At 59.5% G+C, this 18,365-nt stretch carries 17 protein-coding genes and 1 tRNA gene; 11 read left to right on the top strand and 7 right to left on the bottom strand.

Translation table 11 applies throughout. The features are described 5' to 3' along the window. Positions 1-266: 266 nt before the first annotated feature. Positions 267-1,304 (bottom strand): 3D domain-containing protein, encoded by a 1,038-nt coding sequence (locus C7J97_RS12890; protein ID WP_242983520.1) that lies wholly within the window; start codon positions 1,302-1,304, stop codon positions 267-269. Positions 1,305-1,763: 459 nt separating this feature from the next. After that, complete coding sequence (locus C7J97_RS15260) at positions 1,764-1,970, bottom strand: hypothetical protein (RefSeq protein ID WP_207657575.1); 207 nt, start codon at positions 1,968-1,970, stop codon at positions 1,764-1,766. Between the two features lie 75 nt (positions 1,971-2,045). Here C7J97_RS15260 and C7J97_RS12900 point away from each other — a divergent pair, with 75 nt between their 5' ends. Genes C7J97_RS12900 through C7J97_RS12930 form a run of 7 tightly spaced genes read left to right on the top strand, consistent with a single transcriptional unit; the run spans position 2,046 to position 6,931 of the window. Continuing rightward, the gene (locus C7J97_RS12900; RefSeq protein ID WP_113993179.1) at positions 2,046-3,647 is read left to right on the top strand and encodes a hypothetical protein; all 1,602 of its coding nucleotides are present in this window, start codon (positions 2,046-2,048) and stop codon (positions 3,645-3,647) included. Positions 3,648-3,659: 12 nt separating this feature from the next. Then, a complete protein-coding gene (locus C7J97_RS12905) occupies positions 3,660-4,247 on the top strand; it encodes a hypothetical protein (protein WP_113993180.1) in 588 nt (195 codons plus the stop codon). Continuing rightward, on the top strand, positions 4,244-5,344 hold the full coding sequence (locus C7J97_RS12910; protein ID WP_113993181.1) for an Ig-like domain-containing protein: 1,101 nt from the start codon (positions 4,244-4,246) through the stop codon (positions 5,342-5,344). Before C7J97_RS12905 ends, C7J97_RS12910 begins: the two co-directional genes overlap by 4 nt. Position 5,345: 1 nt before the next feature. Continuing rightward, the gene (locus C7J97_RS12915) at positions 5,346-6,023 is read left to right on the top strand and encodes an SGNH/GDSL hydrolase family protein (protein WP_113993182.1); all 678 of its coding nucleotides are present in this window, start codon (positions 5,346-5,348) and stop codon (positions 6,021-6,023) included. Between the two features lie 11 nt (positions 6,024-6,034). Beyond that, entirely contained in the window at positions 6,035-6,448 is a 414-nt protein-coding gene (locus C7J97_RS12920) for a YcbK family protein (protein ID WP_113621530.1), read from the top strand. A 5-nt stretch (positions 6,449-6,453) separates the two neighbouring features. After that, the gene (locus C7J97_RS12925; RefSeq protein WP_113993183.1) at positions 6,454-6,672 is read left to right on the top strand and encodes a hypothetical protein; all 219 of its coding nucleotides are present in this window, start codon (positions 6,454-6,456) and stop codon (positions 6,670-6,672) included. A 4-nt stretch (positions 6,673-6,676) separates the two neighbouring features. Beyond that, positions 6,677-6,931: a phage holin gene (locus tag C7J97_RS12930; protein WP_113993184.1), complete on the top strand. Its 255-nt coding sequence runs from the start codon at positions 6,677-6,679 to the stop codon at positions 6,929-6,931. Positions 6,932-7,129: 198 nt separating this feature from the next. Here C7J97_RS12930 and C7J97_RS12935 read toward each other — a convergent pair whose 3' ends face one another. The 3 genes from C7J97_RS12935 to C7J97_RS12945 form a co-directional block, all read right to left on the bottom strand. Continuing rightward, complete coding sequence (locus C7J97_RS12935) at positions 7,130-7,729, bottom strand: ECF transporter S component (RefSeq protein WP_097783036.1); 600 nt, start codon at positions 7,727-7,729, stop codon at positions 7,130-7,132. Between the two features lie 140 nt (positions 7,730-7,869). After that, complete coding sequence (locus C7J97_RS12940) at positions 7,870-8,853, bottom strand: Gfo/Idh/MocA family protein (protein ID WP_113993185.1); 984 nt, start codon at positions 8,851-8,853, stop codon at positions 7,870-7,872. Positions 8,854-8,880: 27 nt separating this feature from the next. Further along, positions 8,881-9,771, bottom strand: a complete 891-nt coding sequence (locus C7J97_RS12945; protein WP_113621529.1) for a type III pantothenate kinase — start codon at positions 9,769-9,771, stop codon at positions 8,881-8,883. A gap of 184 nt (positions 9,772-9,955) precedes the next feature. Between C7J97_RS12945 and coaBC the strand changes: the two genes are divergently transcribed. Then, positions 9,956-11,152 (top strand): bifunctional phosphopantothenoylcysteine decarboxylase/phosphopantothenate--cysteine ligase CoaBC, encoded by a 1,197-nt coding sequence (coaBC, locus tag C7J97_RS12950; RefSeq protein WP_113993186.1) that lies wholly within the window; start codon positions 9,956-9,958, stop codon positions 11,150-11,152. Between the two features lie 181 nt (positions 11,153-11,333). After that, complete coding sequence (murC, locus tag C7J97_RS12955) at positions 11,334-12,719, top strand: UDP-N-acetylmuramate--L-alanine ligase (RefSeq protein WP_113993187.1); 1,386 nt, start codon at positions 11,334-11,336, stop codon at positions 12,717-12,719. Between the two features lie 110 nt (positions 12,720-12,829). On the opposite strand, the gene C7J97_RS12960 is transcribed toward murC, so the two are convergent. Together C7J97_RS12960 and C7J97_RS12965 are read right to left on the bottom strand one after the other, a co-directional pair. Next, positions 12,830-14,740, bottom strand: coding sequence for a hypothetical protein (locus tag C7J97_RS12960; protein WP_113993188.1), 1,911 nt, complete (start codon positions 14,738-14,740; stop codon positions 12,830-12,832). A 6-nt stretch (positions 14,741-14,746) separates the two neighbouring features. Further along, the gene (locus C7J97_RS12965; protein ID WP_113993189.1) at positions 14,747-16,846 is read right to left on the bottom strand and encodes an efflux RND transporter permease subunit; all 2,100 of its coding nucleotides are present in this window, start codon (positions 16,844-16,846) and stop codon (positions 14,747-14,749) included. Positions 16,847-17,111: 265 nt separating this feature from the next. Here C7J97_RS12965 and C7J97_RS12970 point away from each other — a divergent pair, with 265 nt between their 5' ends. Continuing rightward, a complete protein-coding gene (locus tag C7J97_RS12970) occupies positions 17,112-17,714 on the top strand; it encodes a TetR/AcrR family transcriptional regulator (protein WP_113993190.1) in 603 nt (200 codons plus the stop codon). Between the two features lie 78 nt (positions 17,715-17,792). Continuing rightward, positions 17,793-17,868: transfer RNA gene (locus C7J97_RS12975), tRNA-Val, on the top strand. Positions 17,869-18,365 lie beyond the last annotated feature (497 nt).

An 18,365-nucleotide genomic window follows, 5' to 3' on the forward strand; every position in this document is an offset into this window, starting at 1 on the left:
AATCAAATACAATTAACACAAATTTTCTGGCATTCTCTGTATGTTGTGGGCATACCATCCAAAATTTGCAGCTCGACATCGTGTAAACTGCTCATTTGACAAACGGTTCCGGCGAAAGCGTTGCGAAAACAGAAAAGGGGTCGGGGAAAGCCCACAGACTTTCCCCGACCCCGAAATAAAAATAGTTTTCTACTTAACATCAAAAGAGACCGCTGCACAGTTTGTACAGCGGTCTCTTTGCGTGGTTATTGTGTTTTGTTTACAGCTCAGCCCACAACGTAGACGTTGACCTGAATGGCGCCGTTGATAACGCTTTCGGCGTAGGTCTCGTAGAACAGGTCTACAAGGATCTGCCCTTTCTGGACGGCGATGCCGGTATCGGTGGCTACGGCGTAGCCGTAGACGAACTTGCCGTCGGTGGAAGTGATGTAGAGCTTGGTGCCGTAGGGGATCACGTCCGGGTCCACAGCCACGGTGCCGTAGCCCAGTCCCAGACCGGAAGAGCCCTTGCCGCCACGGGAATAGTAGCCGGTGGCCTTGCCGGTGAGCACCTTGCTATAAGAGGTGGGGGCGTTGGTGGTGCCGTCCGCGCCGGTCAGGGGGGACACCGGTGCGCCTGCGCCGTAGGTCTTGATGACGTGGTCGGTAGGCTCCACCGTAGTGGTGGTATCCACAACGGTGCTGTTCTCCAGCTCACCGTCCACATAGCGGTCGCGGGTGGTCACGGTCTGCTGACCGGCTGCGCCGTGCTGCATAGTAGTGGTGCGGCCGGTGTTGCGGAAGTACAGGCTGGTGTAGACATACTGGGTGTCGTAGGGGATGGCCTGCGTCTCCACACGCTCTTCGTAGTCCACGCGGTGGACCACGATCTTGCTGCCGGCGGTCACGATGTGATCCAGCGCCGGCTCGGTGTAGTCGTCCCCTTCAAGGGTGATGCCGGCGCGCTCCAGCGCATCGGCTACGGTGCCGTACACCAGCTTGACCGGGTACTCCTGCCCGTCGGCGGTGATGCTGACAGAGAATGCGCGCTCGATATTCAGGGATGCAAGATTGCCGCTGAACGCGGTGTAGTAGACCTCATCGCCCTCTTCAGAGCGGATGCCGGAAAGGTGCATGACCTGTGCGGGGGAAGCAGCGGCATCGGTCACAAGAACCTGCCGCGCACCATTGGAGTCGGTGACGTAGGTCAGCCGCAGATTTGCAGCGGTGACGCCAAGGGTAGCCACAAGGCATACCACCATGACACAAAATGCCAGCACACGGGGAGATACTGCCTGCTTTGCGGCAGTAACTGCTTTCTTCAATTTAACGGAAGCGATACGAGACAACTCCTCTCTTTGTCGTATTTGGTGCGGCCGCGGGTATTGCATCGGCACCCCGGCCGCCCGGACTGCGGCGGCTGGGGATATAAGCGCCGCACAGTCAAATACGATGCTCTCTTTGGGTAAAAGAAGAAGCATCGTATTACAGGTTGGAATCCGCTTTGGGCAGACCACAAAACTGCCCCGGCACGGGCCGCATCTGCCCATGCCGTGCCGTACGCAGGACGGCTTTTTACTTCATCCAGATAGAATTTAAACGCTGCAACGTTCGTTGCACAAACGGTATTTTACCAGACCGTAAAGCATCTGTCAAATCTGTGTCTCGCATTTTGTTAGATTTGTAACATAGTTTTTTGTGCAATTTTCACAGTGTTTTCTTTTATATTTTGGTTTTTAGGTGGTTTCCTTCTGATTTTTGCCTTTTTTCTGCGCATGATTTGTTCATGAATTTTTAACATTTGCGCCGGCTTTTTTTCCTGCAAATAAGGCCGCAGATACTGCCGCTGCGCCCAAAACAAGCTGCCCCACATCGCGGGTTTTGCATGGAAAACCTGCGGGGGAATTACCCTGCTCCGGCAGGGGAAAACGGCCTGTATTTGCGGCGCAAAAACCCCGTTTAGCAAAATGCCGAAGAACAGAAAATTTCACATTTTTAGTACACACTGGATAGTTTTGCGCCCCCGGCGGTACAATCGGGACAGCAAACAGAAAAGGAGGTTTTGCATGGAGATCGAGATCCTTGAACAGCAGTGCGGCGGCACCGAATTTGTGCCCAGCCCGCACCGGCTGCACCTTGGCGCACAGAACGCCGAGGGGGTGGACCGGCTGCAGTTCATCCTGCCCGCAGCGTGGGCGGGGTGCACCCTGGCGCTGTACCTGCGCCGCAGCGACGGGGTGCAGCTGGCCGCCATTCCGCTGGACACCGACGGCAGCGTGACGGTGGACCGCCGCCTGACCGGCAGTGTGCGGGGACAGTGGATGCTGGCCGCCATGGGCAGCAGCGGCTACACCGCCTACACCCGCCCCGGCAGCTACGACGTGTACGCCACCCTGCCCACGGACGGCGGCAGTGAGGAGCTGCCGCCCTCGGTGTACGAGCAGTTCGTGGCGCGCGTGCTGGAAAGCGCCCGCGCCGCAGCGGAGAGCGCCCGCCGCGCCGAGAACGGTGCGGCAGACACGGCCGTGCAGGCGGCGCTGGCGCAAAAGGCTGCGGACAAGATCCTTGCCGACCGCACCGATGCCGACGCCTGCGCAAAGCGGGCGGAGGCCGCTGCGCTGCGGGCCGAGAGCTATGCCCCTGCCGATGGACGGGTGCTGAGCGTGAACGGCAAGGGCGGCGCGGTGCGGCTGACCGCACAGGATGTGGCGGCTGTGCCGCGCCCGGCACAGCCTTTGCCCGGCGCGGTGGTGCGCATCCTCAGCGTGAATAGTGCCACCGGTGCGGTGCAGACGGACACGACCCCGCTGCCGGATCTGCGCCCCTATGTGCGCAGCGAGACCGTGCCCACAGCGAAAACGTCCGGCGCAGTGCGTGCAGACGGGCAGTACGGTGTTGCGGTGCGGGCAGACGCCACCCTGACCACCGTGCCCGCCACAGCGGCACAGCTGGACCGCATGACCGAAGCCTATGCGCCCCTGACCCCGGCGTTGCTGCCCTACGGCGTAAAAAAAGCGCTGACCAGCGCCGCCGGGGCGGCGGGCTGGTCGGCGCAGGAAAAGGCGGCAGCGCTGCTGCAGCTGGGCGCAGATGACCGGTTCTACTCCAAGGCCGAAGCTGACCGGAAATTCGGCACGGCCTACACGCTGCCGTGTGCCACCGCCGCCGTGCTGGGCGGCGTAAAGGCCGGGCGGGGAGTGACTGTGGGCGCAGACGGAACATTGGAGGTGACCAGAGAAAACCTGAACGCGGTACTGGGCTTTAGCCTGACAGAAAAACTGGAACGACTGGAAAGGATGATGAATATGGATGGAAAACTGGTCTACACCGGCGCAGGCGTTGCGGGCAAATCTGCCACGAGCCTGACCGTGCCGGGCACGGTGAATTACATTGTGGTGCGGATGGTGGCACCCACGGCAGAAAACGGCGCAAACCCGGTCGCCGCTGCTGCGGACTACGGCAGCACCCGCATCGTGCGGGGCGGCACAGCGGTGGCCATGGTGGGCGGCACAAGCTCTGATCTGAGCAACGGCGTCAAGTGCAGCGGCGCAGCGCCTGTAAGGATCAGCTTTGCAGACAGCGGCGTGCTGAGCATAGGCGTTGTGAGAACGGACACGAGTCTCAGCTTTGAGTATCCCTTCAACGTAGAGGGCTACCAGTATGTGTAAGGGTGGTGCGGCATGAACGAGATGACCATCCGGCTGGACAAAAACGGCGCGGCAGCCGTGCCCGGCGGGCAGCTGCTGCTGGGGTATGCGGGCAACCGGGGCAACTACCGGCTGCGTATCGAGCAGCGGGGCGAGTGGAAGGGACTGACCGTGTGCGCCCATTGGCACACCCCCGGTGCAAGTGCAGCCCAGCTTGTGGAAAACGGCGTTCTGGAGGTTCCGGCGGCGGTGACGGCCGTGCCCGGTGCGGGCTGCCTCACCTTTGAGGGCACGGACGGCAGCCGCACCGTGACCAGCGCTGATGTGCGGTGCAAAGTATGCGCCAACAGCGGCACGGCAGATGGCGCGATGCCTGCCCCGGCTACGCCTGCGTGGGAGGCGCTGGTGGGGCTGCTGGGCACAGGCGGCGGCATTACCACTGCGGAAAAACAGGCGCTGCTGGCAGTGCTGCGGCTTCTGGCGGCGGGCAATGACGCAGCCATGGATGCCTGTGACCGTCTGGCGACGCTGTGGGGCAACCCGCAGCCGCCGAAGGAGAACGTTTTTGCCGTGCTGGGGCAGGCGATCCTTGGAAAAATGATCTTAGGGAGGAACAAATGAGCTACGTAAAACAGAATTTTGTGGACGGCCAGACCCTGACGGCTGCCCAGCTGAACCACATGGAAGCAGGCATTGCCAATGCTGCCGGAACGCAGGGCGAAAAAGGCGACAAGGGAGAAAAGGGCGACCCCGGCCCGGCGGGTGCAAAAGGTGACCCGGGCGAGGGCTTTACCGCCAACGCAAAGGCGCTGCTGCTGAACCTGTTTGAAAATGCAGCCTATAAGACCGACACGATGCAGCCCACCCTGAATGCTCTGCGTGCAGAGTGGGGCGGCAGTGCACAGGAAGTTCCGGTGCAGAGCGTGAGCCTGAGCGCCGTGACCATGACCCTGAACGAGAGCGAGAGCAAGACCCTGACGGCCACCGTGCTGCCCGCGAACGCAACCGACAGGGCGGTGGTGTGGAGCGTTCTGCCTGCCGGCTTTGCCACTGTGACAAACGGCGTGGTGACAGGCATCAAAGCAGGTAACTGCACCGTGACTGCCACAGCAGGCGGTAAGAGTGCAAGCTGCACGGTAACGGTGGAAGTAGTGGAGACAGCACAGCTGATCTACAGTCTGCCCGGCGAGACCGTGCTGACCCAGGGACTGGACACCGGCCTGAAGCTGCTGGAGCACGCCTCCACCGAGACGCCGCAATACACGATCCTAGTGGATGCGAAAGCGGGGGACGACTTTAATGCCAACACATGGCCTGCCTTCCTGCACTGCCTGACCGAGACCGGCGATACCGACAATCTGCCCGGCTTCAACTCCACCAGCAGCCCGCTGAACAATAAGACCGAGTTCGCATACTACAACTACGGCGGCGTGACCCTGTCGGACAGCATCGAACACCTCAAGACCCGTACGCGGTATGCAGTGCAGATCGACGGCAGAAAATATCGCGGCGGCAGTACCTACTGCCCGCTGACCGAGTGGAAAACCACAAACGGCACAATCATAGATGTGCCCCAGACCTTCCTGATCGGTGCGGCGCAGAGCGCGGACGGCAGCAAAAAGCAGCAGTTCTGGTTGGGTACGCTGTACCAGTGCAAGGTGTATAAAGGCCTGCTGAGTGACGACAAGGTGAACGATTACATCGAGAAGGAGTGGTAAAATGGAAGTGTTTGACATCAACGGTCAGATCATCAGCCCGCTGGCGGGAAAAACGCTGTACGTTGCGGGTGACAGCATCGCCTACGGCAAGGGCAGCGCAGGCGGCTACGGCAAATGTATCGCAGACAAGTACGGCATGACCCTGACCAATGAAGCGGTGGACGGCGCAACGCTGACCCCGAATATTACCGATAAGGTATACGGCGGCACGCGCGGCTGCATCAGCACGGTGGTGACAAACTCCACAGCGCTTGCAAAGGCAGACTACATCCTGTTGGAGGGCGGCGTGAATGATGCCTGGAACAACGCCCCTGTGGGTACCTTGACCGATGGGTTTGCCGCTGCCTACGATGAAACGACCATGACCGGCGCACTGGAGAAGATGCTGGACGATCTGGCAACGAATTACAGCGACAAGTGCGTGGCCTATGTATTCCCGCACGGCGGGATGTTTGCAGGCAGCGAAAACTGGTACAAGACCTATAAGCCTGCCATCCTTGCGGCGCTGAAAAAATGGGGCGTGCCCTACGTTGACATTGCGGAGGCCACCCCGCCTATGGGAAAACACGGCGTCAGCGAACTGGGCGATAAGTACACCAGCGACGGCACCCACCCCAACGCAGCGGGCTACGAGCGGTTTTATGCAGAGCCCATCGCAGCGCTGCTGAAACGGCTGTAAGGGGGCGCACGATGGCATTGCAAGCGTATTCTCTTGCCCGGGACGGCAGCACCGCCCTCTCGCCGCACTTCTGTGTGCGGGAGTTCCGCTGCAAGGACGGCAGCGACCCTGTCTTCATCGACACGGCGCTGGCAGAACTGCTGGAGCGTATCCGGGAGCACTTCGGAAAACCGGTGACGATCACCAGCGCCTACCGCACCCCGGCACACAACGCCAAGGCAGGCGGGGCAAAGTTCAGCCAGCACCTGTATGGCCGGGCAGCGGATATCCGGGTGCAGGACGTGAGCGTGGAGGACGTGGCCGCCTACGCAGAAAGCCTGATGCCGGACCGGGGCGGCGTGGGACGCTACCCCGTCAAGGCGGGCCGCGCCGCCGGCTGGGTGCACGTGGATACCCGGGCAGACAAAGCCCGGTGGAGGGGGTGAGCGCGATGACAGGCATCATCTCAGCCATCATTGCAGGCGTGGTGACCCTGATCGGCGTGCTGATCGCCAACGGAAAAAGCCAGGCGGTGACCGACACCAAGCTGGAAGAACTGACCCGGGAGGTGCGGGAGCATAACAACTTTGCCCGCCGCGTACCCATTTTAGAAGAACAGATGAAGGTGGCCAACCACCGCATCGCAGATTTGGAGAAAGAGAGGAACTGAACCTATGAACGATACCCATTGCAAAATTTCTGCCGCCACCCTGGCACGCACGGCTGCGCTGGCGCTGGCACTGACCAATCAGGTGCTGAGCGCCTGCGGCAAGCCCATGCTGCCCATCGAGAGCGCCACCGTGGAGCAGCTGGTGACCACCGGCCTGACCGTGACCGCCGCCCTTGTGGGCTGGTGGAAGAATAACTCCTTCACCCCGGAGGCTATCAAGGCCGACGGCTATCTGGAACAGCTGCGGGAAAAGAAGTAAAGGCTGCCGGGCAGGCGGGACGATATTTTTGTGAATAGAGCAATGCCGGAGCGTCCTCAGACGCTCCGGCATTGCATTTTCACAGGAAGGATATTGGAGCCGTTCCCAACAAAAAACTCCTCCGGCAGTTGCCGGAGGAGCATTCATTTTTCTATTCTAAACACGGATGCGCCGCCCTGACATGGTGCGCAGCCGGGCTTACTTCAGGAACTTTGCCACGGCGCGGGCGACGATGCCGCCCAGAATGCCGGACACCAGAAATTCGGCTACGCCCTGCACGCCAACCAGCAGCACTACGAACATGAAGGGGTTGGCAGCGCCCTTGACGGACACCAGATTCTGCACATAGTCGCAGCCGTAGAAAGCCAGCACGATGTAGCCCATGAAGAACAGGGTGTTCAGGGCGGGTGCGGTCATGGCGCTGAGGATGTAGCTCCAGGTGCGGGACTTGTCCAGCTTCTGCAGAGCCTTGAAGATCAGGCCGCAGCACAGACCCATGAGCACACGCATACCTACGCACAGGATAAAGGTGTTCAGCGGGCTGACCTGGAACAGTGCGCCGGTCATGGCAGAGGCGCCGGTGATGGCATCGTAGAAGCTCACAGCGCCGAACACGCCGCCCAGCAGGGCACCCACGGCGGGGCCCATGGTGATGGCGCCCACGGCGATGGGCAGGGTGAGGAAGCTCATGTACAGCGGGCCCACGGGCACACTGCCCAGACCGACAAGCTTCATCACCAGTTCAATGGCCACCAGCAGGGCCACACGAGTCAGAGTCTTGGTATTGGTATTCTTCATAATTCAGTTTTCCTCCTGCTGCCGTTCCGCCCTTTGTTGTCGGATACGGCGCAAACCTGCCCGCTCTGTGCGGGTTTTAGGTGAATATTCAAATCTTTGGAAGCGCGTGGTTGTCAGGGCGTGTTCCAGAGAAAAATGCGTTAAAATCTGTCACCGGGGAAGCGCACCCCGGCGCTACGGCGCGCCACCGTGAGTACCCGGCTCACCGCGATGCTGGTATCCAGCATGCGGGCGCACAGCTCCTGGTCTCCGGCGGTCATGGCGCGGTAAAAGGCCTCGAACTCTGCCGCCTGCCGGGGACAATCCCCGTTCAGGTTGTAGTGCTCCTCCTTGCCCTCGTTGGGATGGAAGGTCACACCGCCGCAGTAGTTCGGGGTGGATTTTTGCAGGATGTAGCCCTTCGTGCCCTGAATGATGCAGCGGGCAGGGGCTGCGCAGTCCTTGGCGGCAAGGCTTACCGCCTTGAAGCCGCTGTAATCCATCATCAGCACACCGCTGGTGTCGATATTGCGCTCCATGTTGGCGGCATACACCGCCTTGTTGGGCTCACCGAACAGACCCACGATGTAGCTGACGTTGTACACGCCCAAATCCATCAGTGCACCGCCCGCGCACAGCGGGTCGAACACCAGCGGGGTCTGCCCGGCGCAAAAGGCGTCGTACCGGCTGGAATACTGGCTGAAGCTGCACTGTACCATGCGTACCGTGCCCACCCGGGGCAGCAGCTCCCGGAGTTTGGCGTAGTTGGGCTGGTACTGGGTGGTCATCGCCTCAAAGAGGAACAGCCGCTTGCGCTGTGCCAGCGCAGCCAGCTCCTCGGTCTCGGCGGCGGTCACCGCCATGGGCTTTTCCACAATGACGTGCTTGCCTGCCTCCAGTGCCACCCGGGCGTAGCGGGCGTGCTGTAAGTTGGGCACGGCGATGTAGACCGCGTCCACCCACTGCAAAAGCTCAAAATAATTGGTGGTGTGCTGCGGGATCTGATATTGTGCACACAGCTCTGCGGCCTTTGCCGCCGAGCGCGGGGTGCTGCACACCGCCTGCACAGTAAACGGCGTGTGCTCCACAAGCCATGGCAAAAATTCCTGCACGATCTTACCCGTGCCAAGAATGCCCAGTTTCATAATGCTCTCCCTTATCCTCTTGTTCCCTCAGCCTACCAGCGCCTCCGGCTCGCGGCGGGTGCGGCGGTTGGGGTGCGGGTGCTTTGCCCGGAGGCGTCCCTGCTGACCGTAGTGCCTGCCGCCGCCATGGCTGCGGCCGTGCTCCTGCGGGGCGTTCAGCTGGTACAGCAGTGCCAGCCCCTTCATCAGCAGCTCGGGGTCATAGGTCAGGGGGTGGCGGCACAGCGGGGTGACGTACTTTGCCAGTCCGCCGGTGACTACCAGCGTAGCCGGGCTGCCCAATTCCTCTTCAATGCGCTGCACCATGCCGTCAATGAGCACGGCGGTGCCCAGCACCGAGCCGGACAGCATACAGCTTTCGGTATTGGTGCCGATGGCTTTTTTCGGGGAGCCCAGATGCACCTGCGGCAGCTGGGCACAGCGCTCACCCAGTGCGCGCAGCCCGGTGGAAAGGCCGGGGCAGATCACGCCGCCCCGGAACACCCGGTCTTTGTCCACCACATTAAAGGTGGTGGCGGTGCCGAGGTCTACCGTGACGACCGGTAGCGGAAAGTTTGCCGCCGCATAGGCGGCATCCACCAGCCGGTCCTTGCCCACGGCGCGGGGCTCGTCCACCCCCATGGTCAGCCCGGTGCGGATGTCCGGCGAAACGATGACCGGCTTTTTGCCGGTGTAGTGGCGGGCGCACTCGGCCAGTGCCCCGGTGATCTGGGGCACTACGCTGGTGAGCACCGCGCCTTCAAAGCGCATGGGACGCTCCGGATGGCGGCGGTGCGCAAATATTTTATCCATTTCGGCACGATATTCCGCAGCCGTGCGGGTGCGCACCGTGTCCATGCGCGCCACAAAGCATACACGTCCGTCCCGGATGCCCCCAAGGGCGACGGTGGTGTTGCCTATATCAATGGCTAAGATCATAATTCTGTTTTCCTTTTCAAAATAAAAGAAAAGAACCGGTTTGCTCTTTGTCAAGCGTATTTTACCGCATTTTTGCGCCGGATACAAGTTCCCGGCAAAGATTTTGTTGTGCTGGTGGAAGTTTTGCATTATACTAAGGTAAGATATGTGGAAAAGAACTGTTTTTCCGGGAGGTAAACAAACCATGGATCTGAACGGCAAGTGCGTCCTGCTGGGCGTGAGCGGCGGCATTGCCGCCTATAAGATGGCCAACGTGGCCAGTGCACTGCGCAAGCTGGGTGCGGATGTGGAGGTCATCATGACCAAAAACGCCACCCAGTTCATCACCCCTCTCACCTTTGAGACCCTGACCGGCCACAAGTGCATGGTGGACACCTTTGACCGGGATTTCAAGTTTGAGGTCACCCACATCTCGCTGGCAAAAAAAGCGGATGTGATCTTAGTCGCCCCTGCCACCGCCAACGTCATTGCCAAAATGGCGCACGGCATTGCGGACGATATGCTTACCACCGTGGTGCTGGCCGCTAAGTGCCCCAAGCTGGTAGCCCCCGCCATGAACACCGGCATGCTGGAAAACCCCATCACGCAGGATAACCTTGCCACGCTGGAGCGGTACGGCTTTACCGTCATCCCCCCCGAAAGCGGTGTGCTGGCCTGCAAGGACGTGGGCAGCGGACGCCTGCCCAAGGAGGAGGTACTGCTGGAGCACATCCTGCACACCATCGCCCGCCCGAAGGACTTAGCCGGGGTACGCGTCGCGGTGACCGCCGGCCCTACGCAGGAGGCGCTGGACCCGGTGCGCTACCTGACCAACCACTCCACCGGCAAGATGGGCTACGCCCTTGCCCGCGCCGCCGCCATGCGGGGCGCCGAAGTGACCCTGATCCACGGACAGACCGCGCTGCCGCCGGTCAAGTTCACCACCGATGTGCCGGTGACCACCGCCCGGCAGATGTACGAGGCGGTGACAAGTCGCTTTGACACCACCGATGTGCTCATCATGGCCGCCGCCGTGGCGGACTACCGCCCCGCTACCGTGGCCAACGACAAGATCAAAAAGAAGGAGGGCGACCTCTCTATCCCCGTGGAGCGCACCGAGGATATCCTTGGCACCATCGGCCCCCGCAAGACCCACCAGTTCCTGTGCGGCTTTTCCATGGAGACCCGGGACCTTGTGGAAAACTCCTCCGCGAAGCTTGCCAAGAAGAATCTGGACATGGTGGTGGCCAACAACCTCAAGGTGGCCGGTGCAGGCTTTGGGGTGGATACCAACGTGGTCACCTTCATCACCCCGGACGGCACCCGGGAGCTGCCTTTGATGAGCAAGGCGGATGTAGCCGATGCCATTCTGGACGAGATTCTGCGGCGGCGGGCAAAGTAATACTGCTGGGATTTTGTTGTACACATATCACAAAATTCACAAAAAAATTATGGTTCTTTCCGAAAATTCGGCCTTACCTGTTTATTTTATGCTGCAAAAATTATATAATAAGAGTGTGTCCCCATATTTGGAAGGAATCGGTCTGCGCTGCAGCCGTTAATATTTGGAGGAGAGCCTTACTATGTTCATGTACTCGGATTATAGCCAGCATCTGCTGGACCATGTAAAGAAGATCCATTTTATCGGCTGCGGCGGCAGCGGAATGTACCCGCTGATCCAGATCCTTGCCGCCAAGGGCTACGAGCTGTCCGGCAGCGATGTGCTGGACGGCAGCATCATCCGCTACGAGCGGGAGATGGGCGTGAAGGTCAGCCTTGGCCACAATGCGGATAACGTTGTCGGCGCAGACATGGTGGTGTACTCTGCCGCCATCTCCAAGGATAACGTGGAACTGAACGCAGCCGCCTCCTATGGCATCCCCACCGTGGAGCGCAGCGTGCTGCTGGGCTATGTGAGCCGCCTGTATAAGCAGAGCATCTGCGTGTCCGGTACCCACGGCAAGACCACCACCACCTCCATGATCACCACTGCGCTGGAACTGGCAGGCCGCGACCCCTCTGCCGTCATCGGCGGCAAACTGCCCCTCATCAACGGCTACGGCAAGGCTGGCAAGGGCGATGATATCGTTATTGAGGCCTGCGAGTTTGCCGAGACCTTCCTGAAGCTGACCCCCTACCTGTCCGTGGTGCTGAACATCGACAACGACCATCTGGACTACTACGGCAGCATGGGCGAGCTGAAGTTCGCCTTCAAGCGCTTTGCCCTGATGACCCAGTTTATGATCTTTGCCAACGCCGACGACAAGAACACCATGGACGTGATGTACACGTTGGACCGCCGGGTGCGCACCTTTGCCATCGACAACCACGCCGACTATCGCGCTATCAACATCAACGAGTATAAGCCCGGCTTCTTCGAGTTCGACCTGAAGGAGTGGAATACGACCGACACCACCCGCATCCGTCTGTCCGTGCCCGGTCGCCACAATATTTATAATGCACTGGCCATGTGCGCCGTGTGCCGCTTTGTGGGCCTGAGCGCAGAGCAGTGCGCCGAAGCTGCCCTGAACTTCAAGGGCGCAGGCCGCCGCTTTGAGGTGTACGGCGAGTGCAACGGTGCGCTGGTCATCGATGACTACGCCCACCACCCCACCGAGCTGCGCGCCACCTTGAACACCGCCAAGGAGATGGGCTACAAGCGCCTGATCGCCGTCCACCAGCCGTTTACATACAGCCGCACCAAGATGCTGTTCAACGACTTTGTGGATGTGCTCAAGATCCCGGACATCACGGTGCTGACCCCCATCATGGGCAGCCGCGAGCCCAACGACCCCACCATTACCAGCGCAAAGCTGGCAGCGCAGATCCCCGGCTCCGTGCTGGTGAACAGCCTGCAGGAAGCTGCCGACTGGGTAAAGCAGAACGCCAAGCCCGGCGATCTGGTCATCACCCTCGGCTGCGGCGATATCTATAAAGCCAGCAAGATGATGGTGGAAAAGGACCAGTAAGCAATAAGCTGATTTTTAAAGGATTATAAATACAGAAGCGCCCCGCAGCCATTCGGCTGCGGGGCGCTTCTTGTGTATCTATATACGATTCTGGAAGGATGTTGGCGTTATCAGAACTTGAACAGGTCCACGATGCGCTGCCACAGGCGGGTGAAGATGTTGCCCTCCTTCACCGTCTCGGTCTCCGCCACAACGTTGTCGGCAGCGGCCACGGTCTCGGCGGTCTTGTAGACGAACTTCACGCTGCTCTCGGCGTCCTCGGGTGCACCGGCAAAGCTGGTGTAGCTTTCCAGCCGGTCGGTCATCTCGTCCAGCACAGTCTTGAGACCGTGCAGCTGATCCTGATCCAGTGCGCCGGTCAGCTTGGAGATGCCCTCCTCGTTGAACTGGTTCAGACCGTCGTTCAGCTGATGGGTGCCGTCGTTCAGCTGGCTTGCGCCCTCGTTCAGGGTGTTCACACCGTCATACAGGGTCTTGGTACCGGCGGCAAGCTGTGCGCTGCCGTCCTTGGCAGAGTGTGCGCCGTCTGCGGCGGTCTGCACACCGGCGGTGTACTGACCCACGCTGGAAACAAACAGCTGGATCTTGGAAAGGCTGTCCTTCAGGGCACGCACATCGGCGATATCCTGACTGTTCTCTACCTGATACTTCAGCTCTGCCTTGGCGGTGTCCTTGGCTTCCTGACTGGTCAGCAGCTGCACCAGACCGCACAGCATGGAGGGATCGTAGTTCTGCATCAGGTGCAGAGCGGCCTCCAGATCATGGTTCGTCTTGGTAGCGGAAAGGTACAGTGCCAGATCCAGCTGGCTGTCCTTGAAGCTGGGAGCCTGCTCCCAGATGGTACGCACCATCTTGCGGCGGCCGGCAGCCAGCGTCTTGTCGTTCATGGTCAGAATGTTGTCGATGACGGCGGCGTAGTTGTCCCAAGTCATGTCGGTGTCGATCAGACCGCCCTCTTTCAGGGTCTTGTTGGCAGAAGCCAGCACGCCGTCCGCCACCTGCTGTGCGCCGCTGTTCAGGGCGCTGTTGTTGGCGCTCAGGGTGTCCAGACCGGTGGTCAGCTGCCCCAGACCCTCGTCCAGTGCGGCTGCACCATTGTTCAGGGTGTTGGCACCGTCCAGCAGTGCCAGCACACCGCTGGCCAACTGACTGGTACCGTCCTCCAGCTGAGAAGCGCCGTCCAGCAGCTGGCTCATGGCATCGTTCAGCTGGTTGATGCCATCGGTCAGGTCGTTGATGCTGCTCAGGTCAAACACATTGTCGGTGCCCAGAGCCGCAGCGCTGGTGGCGCAGGCCATCATCACCTGCGGGCAGGTCAGCTCAGTAACATCTGCTTCCACCGTGATGGTGTCCTGCAGATAGTCCTCGATGGTGTCCAGTTCGTCCGGCAGCAGACCGGACAGAGAATCCTTCACGCCCGGCAGGGTGACAAAGGCAGCCACATTGCTCTTGGCAGCGCTTTCCACCAGACCGTGGGCAGCCACCACGTTGGTGGCATCCTGCCCGAAGATCACGCCCACAGCGGTGACCAGCGGGGTAACGATGGTGCGGTCGGTGCCGTTCACGTTCACGGTGTCGGTCTCGTTGTTCTTCAGGGCGATGGTCATGGTCAGATGACCGCTCTTGCCGATCAGATCTTCCAGTGCGGCTTCCTGACCGTCCAGCGCGTAGGTGACGGCAGCCTGAATGGGCAGGGCGCGGTCGGTGTCACCTTTATAATACACATCGGTATCGTCGGTGTTCCACACCAGCTTTTCGCCGTCCTGTGTGAACGCGGCGCTGCTCTCGGTGTTCTGGATATTGGTCAGGGTGCTCTGGTCGGTCACATTGGACAGACCGGAGGCGCTGTAAACGTGCTCGCTGACGGTGGTGCTCTGGATGGAGCCATCGGCGTTCATCACAGCGTACACGGTCTCAGACTTGGTAAAGCTGCTGCCGCCTGCGGCAAAAGCCGGGGCTGCACAGCTGGCGGCAAGGGCAACTGCCAGCGCCGCACTGGCGAAACGAAGCGATTTTTTCATAACGCATTACTCCTTTTCAGACTTCTTGGCGTTGGCAGATTCAGGTACCATCCATTTCAGGGTGGTGTGGCGGATGAGCCAGTCACACAGCATCAGGGCGGCGGGCAGCACCACCAGAATGACCAGCATACTGATCAGCGCGCCGCGGGAGATCAGCAGGCAGATGCTCCGCAGCAGCTCCATCTTACTGATGGCGGCCACGCCGACCGTAGCGGCAAAGAAGGTCAAGCCGCTGGTCAGAATGGACTGACTGCAATGCTCCAGCGACTGCTGGGCAGCTTCCTTGGGGGTGCGGCCAAAGGCACGCTCCTCGTGATAACGGGTGGTCATCAGGATGGAGTAGTCCACGGTAGCGCCCAGCTGGATAGTGCCGATGACGATGCTGGCGATGAAGGGCAGCTGCGTACCGGTAAAGTACGGGATGCCCATATTGATGGCGATAGCGGCTTCGATGCTGGCGACCAGCAGCACCGGGATGGAAATGCTCTTGAAGGAGATGGCGATGATGACCAGAACGGCCATGATCGACCAGACGTTGACGTTCTTGAAGTCCACGTCTGCCACCTCGATCAGGTCTTTGGTCATAGCGCCTTCACCGGTGATGACGCCCTCGGGGTCTACGTTTTTGATCAGGCCGATCATCTCGTCCAGCTGGCTGTTGATGGCGTCAGTGCCGGTCTTGTAGGAGCTGTTGGCAAGGATCAGCTTGTAGCCGCCGGACTGCAGGATCTCCATCACGCTGTCGGGCAGCAGCTCGGTGTCAAAGCCGGGGCCGGTAATGGAATCCAGACTTACCACCTGCGTGATGCCGTCCACGTCCTTCAGCTCATCGCACAGGTCGGACACCTGCGTAGCGGTCAGATCGTCATGCACCAGAATGAAGTGGCTGGTGGTCATGCCGAAGTCCTCGCCCAGCTTGTTGGTGCCCACGATGCCGGTCAGGTCCTGGGGCAGGGAATCGAACAGGGTGTAGTACACGCTGGTCTTGTTCTGCGCAATGGCAAAGGGGATGAGGATGAGGATAAAGACGGCCACGATGGGCGCTGCGTGCTTGGAAACAAAGTAGCTCAGCTTGGTCAGCCGGGGGATAACGGTGCGGTGCTTGTATTTTTCCACCCACTTATCAAAGGTAAGGATCAAAGAGGGCAGGATGACCACGGTGCAGATGACGCCCAGTGCCACGCCCTTTGCCATGACAAGGCCGATATCGCGGCCCAGCGTCAGACGCATGGCGCACAGTGCAAGGAAGCCTGCAATGGTGGTCAGGCTGGAAGCGGAGATGGAGGTCATGGTCTTGCAGATAGCGCTGGTCATGGCCTCCTCATTGGAGGAGCGCAGCTCCTTTTCTTCCTCATAACGGTGCAGCAGGAAGATAGAGAAGTCCATCGTAACGCCCAGCTGCAGCACAGTGGCAAGCGCCTCGGTGATGTAACTGATCTGCCCCAAAAAGATGTTGGTGCCGAAGTTGTACGCGATGGGGAACAGCAGACCCAGCATGAACAGCAGCGGGGTGAGGGTGCTTTCCAGCGAGAGGAACAGCACCAGCAGGCTGGCACCCACAGCGATTAAGATGTACAGGGGCATTTCCTGATTGACCAGCGCCTTGGTGTCCTGCAGAATGACGCTCATGCCGCCGAAGAAGCAGTCCTTACGCAGCAGCTTTTCGATCTGCTTGACGGCTTCCATGGTCTCGTCGCTGGCGCTGGGGGCGTCAAAGCGGACGATCAGCATGGTGGAATCGTTTTTGCCGAACATGAACTGCTGCACATCGGCAGGCAGCATGGCGGTGGGGATGTTGGGGTCGATCACATCGCTGAGCCAGAAGGTCTGGGTGACGCCGGGCACGTCTTCGATCTCCTTTTTCATGGCGATGAGTTCATTGGTTGGCAGGCCCTCTACCGTGATCATACCGGTGGAGGCCAGATGGAAATCGTCCTCAAGGGCTACCTCGCCGATCATGGAGTCCAGATCCTGCGGCAGGTAGGTGAGGATGTCATAATTGATGCGGGTGGCAATGGCGCCGATCGCGGAAGGGATCAACAGCAGCACGGCCACTGTTAAGATCAGCTTGCGCAGACGCACGATGCCTTGTGCGATCTTTTTCATGAGAACCCTCCAGAATAGAAAGTTGATTGGGAACGCCCGCAAAACTGACTGCTGGTCATCTTCCGGGCAAACACTATTATATCCACCCCGGACAGTGTGTCAAGCAGGAAAAGTGACTGAAAGTCAGTTTTTTTATCACCTGCAAAAAATTGTATAAGAAATCGGGCTTGCACAAACGGCAAAGGACTGCTAAACTAAGTAGCACAGGCCGGACGCAGCACATACCTGCGTCTAAATTCAGAGAAAAGAGGAATCTACCCAGAGCATGAGCACCGTGGAAGGTAAGAAACAGGAAAAGCGCCGCGCCCTGCTGGATGCAGCCTACGAGCTGTTTCTGGAGCGGGGCACCGCCAAGACCAGCGTGGAGGATATCACCAGCCGGGCAAAGGTGGGCAAAGGCACGTTTTATCTGTATTTTCAGGATAAGGGCGCGGTGATGCAGGCGCTGCTGGGGCGGGTGAGCTACCAGCTGCTGAGCGATGCCTGCCTTGCGGTCGAGCAGCACCCCGAGCTGCCCGACTTTACCGCACAGGTGGTGTTCGTCATCGACCATATCATCGAGGCGCTGCGGCAGGATGCGCTGGTGCTGCGGTTCTTGGAGCGCAACTTCGTTTGGCCCGGGCTGGACCAGATCGAAGCCAGCAGGGAAGCCGAGCCCCTGATGCGCAAGCTGCTGGCCATCGTGCTTTCCAGCCCGGAGATGGCCGGCCGCACCGAGCGGGAGGTCTACCAGCGCATCACGGCCCTTGGCAGTATGTGTATGTCGGTGTGCTATTCCAGCATTCTGGAGGGCAAGCCGGACAACATCGACGCCATGAAGCCGGTGCTGTACGATATCATCCGCCGGGCACTCTCGCCGGAAAAGTAAAAAAGAACGCATAAAAAAGCACAAAAGGTCTTGCTTTTTGCAAAAAGCTGTGGTAAACTATCCAAGTCGATATGACATGGACGGTTAGCTCAGCTGGTAGAGCATCTGCTTGACGTGCAGGAGGTCACAGGTTCGAGTCCTGTACCGTCCACCATACAGTTCGTACTCGAACCCGATTCTTTATGAAAAAGGGTTCGGGTACGTTTTTTGTTTGCAAGAGGTTCTGAGAAAGGACTACTCGGAACGGTAAACAGGAACGAACAAAGGCAGGGTATCACCATGACGGTGGTATCCTGCCTTTTGTTTTGCGGGATCAAGTTCGCTTTGTGCGAACTTGGTTGTCACCCTATATGACGCATTGGGGGCAATCGCTGTGTACGTGCGTACCGGGAGCCTGTACACCTCTGGCAAGGTGTAACACACTAGACTTTGTGCCAAAGTCCGTGTGCTAAGTGGTCAAGCCCCTTAGAATCCCTGCGGCGCGGGTACGCACGTACGCAGGAAAATGGCAAAATTTCACTATATCGGGGGTGTTCTTTCATTGGAGAGTATGGTATACTCGGCTTAGCCCAGTAAATCGGAATTGACGGAGGAACAGTTATGGATATATTAGTAAGAGATGCAAAGCTTGAAGATGCTGAACGTATTTTA

Origin of the sequence: Faecalibacterium prausnitzii (assembly GCF_003324185.1) — a bacterium.
Taxonomy (GTDB): domain Bacteria; phylum Bacillota; class Clostridia; order Oscillospirales; family Ruminococcaceae; genus Faecalibacterium; species Faecalibacterium prausnitzii.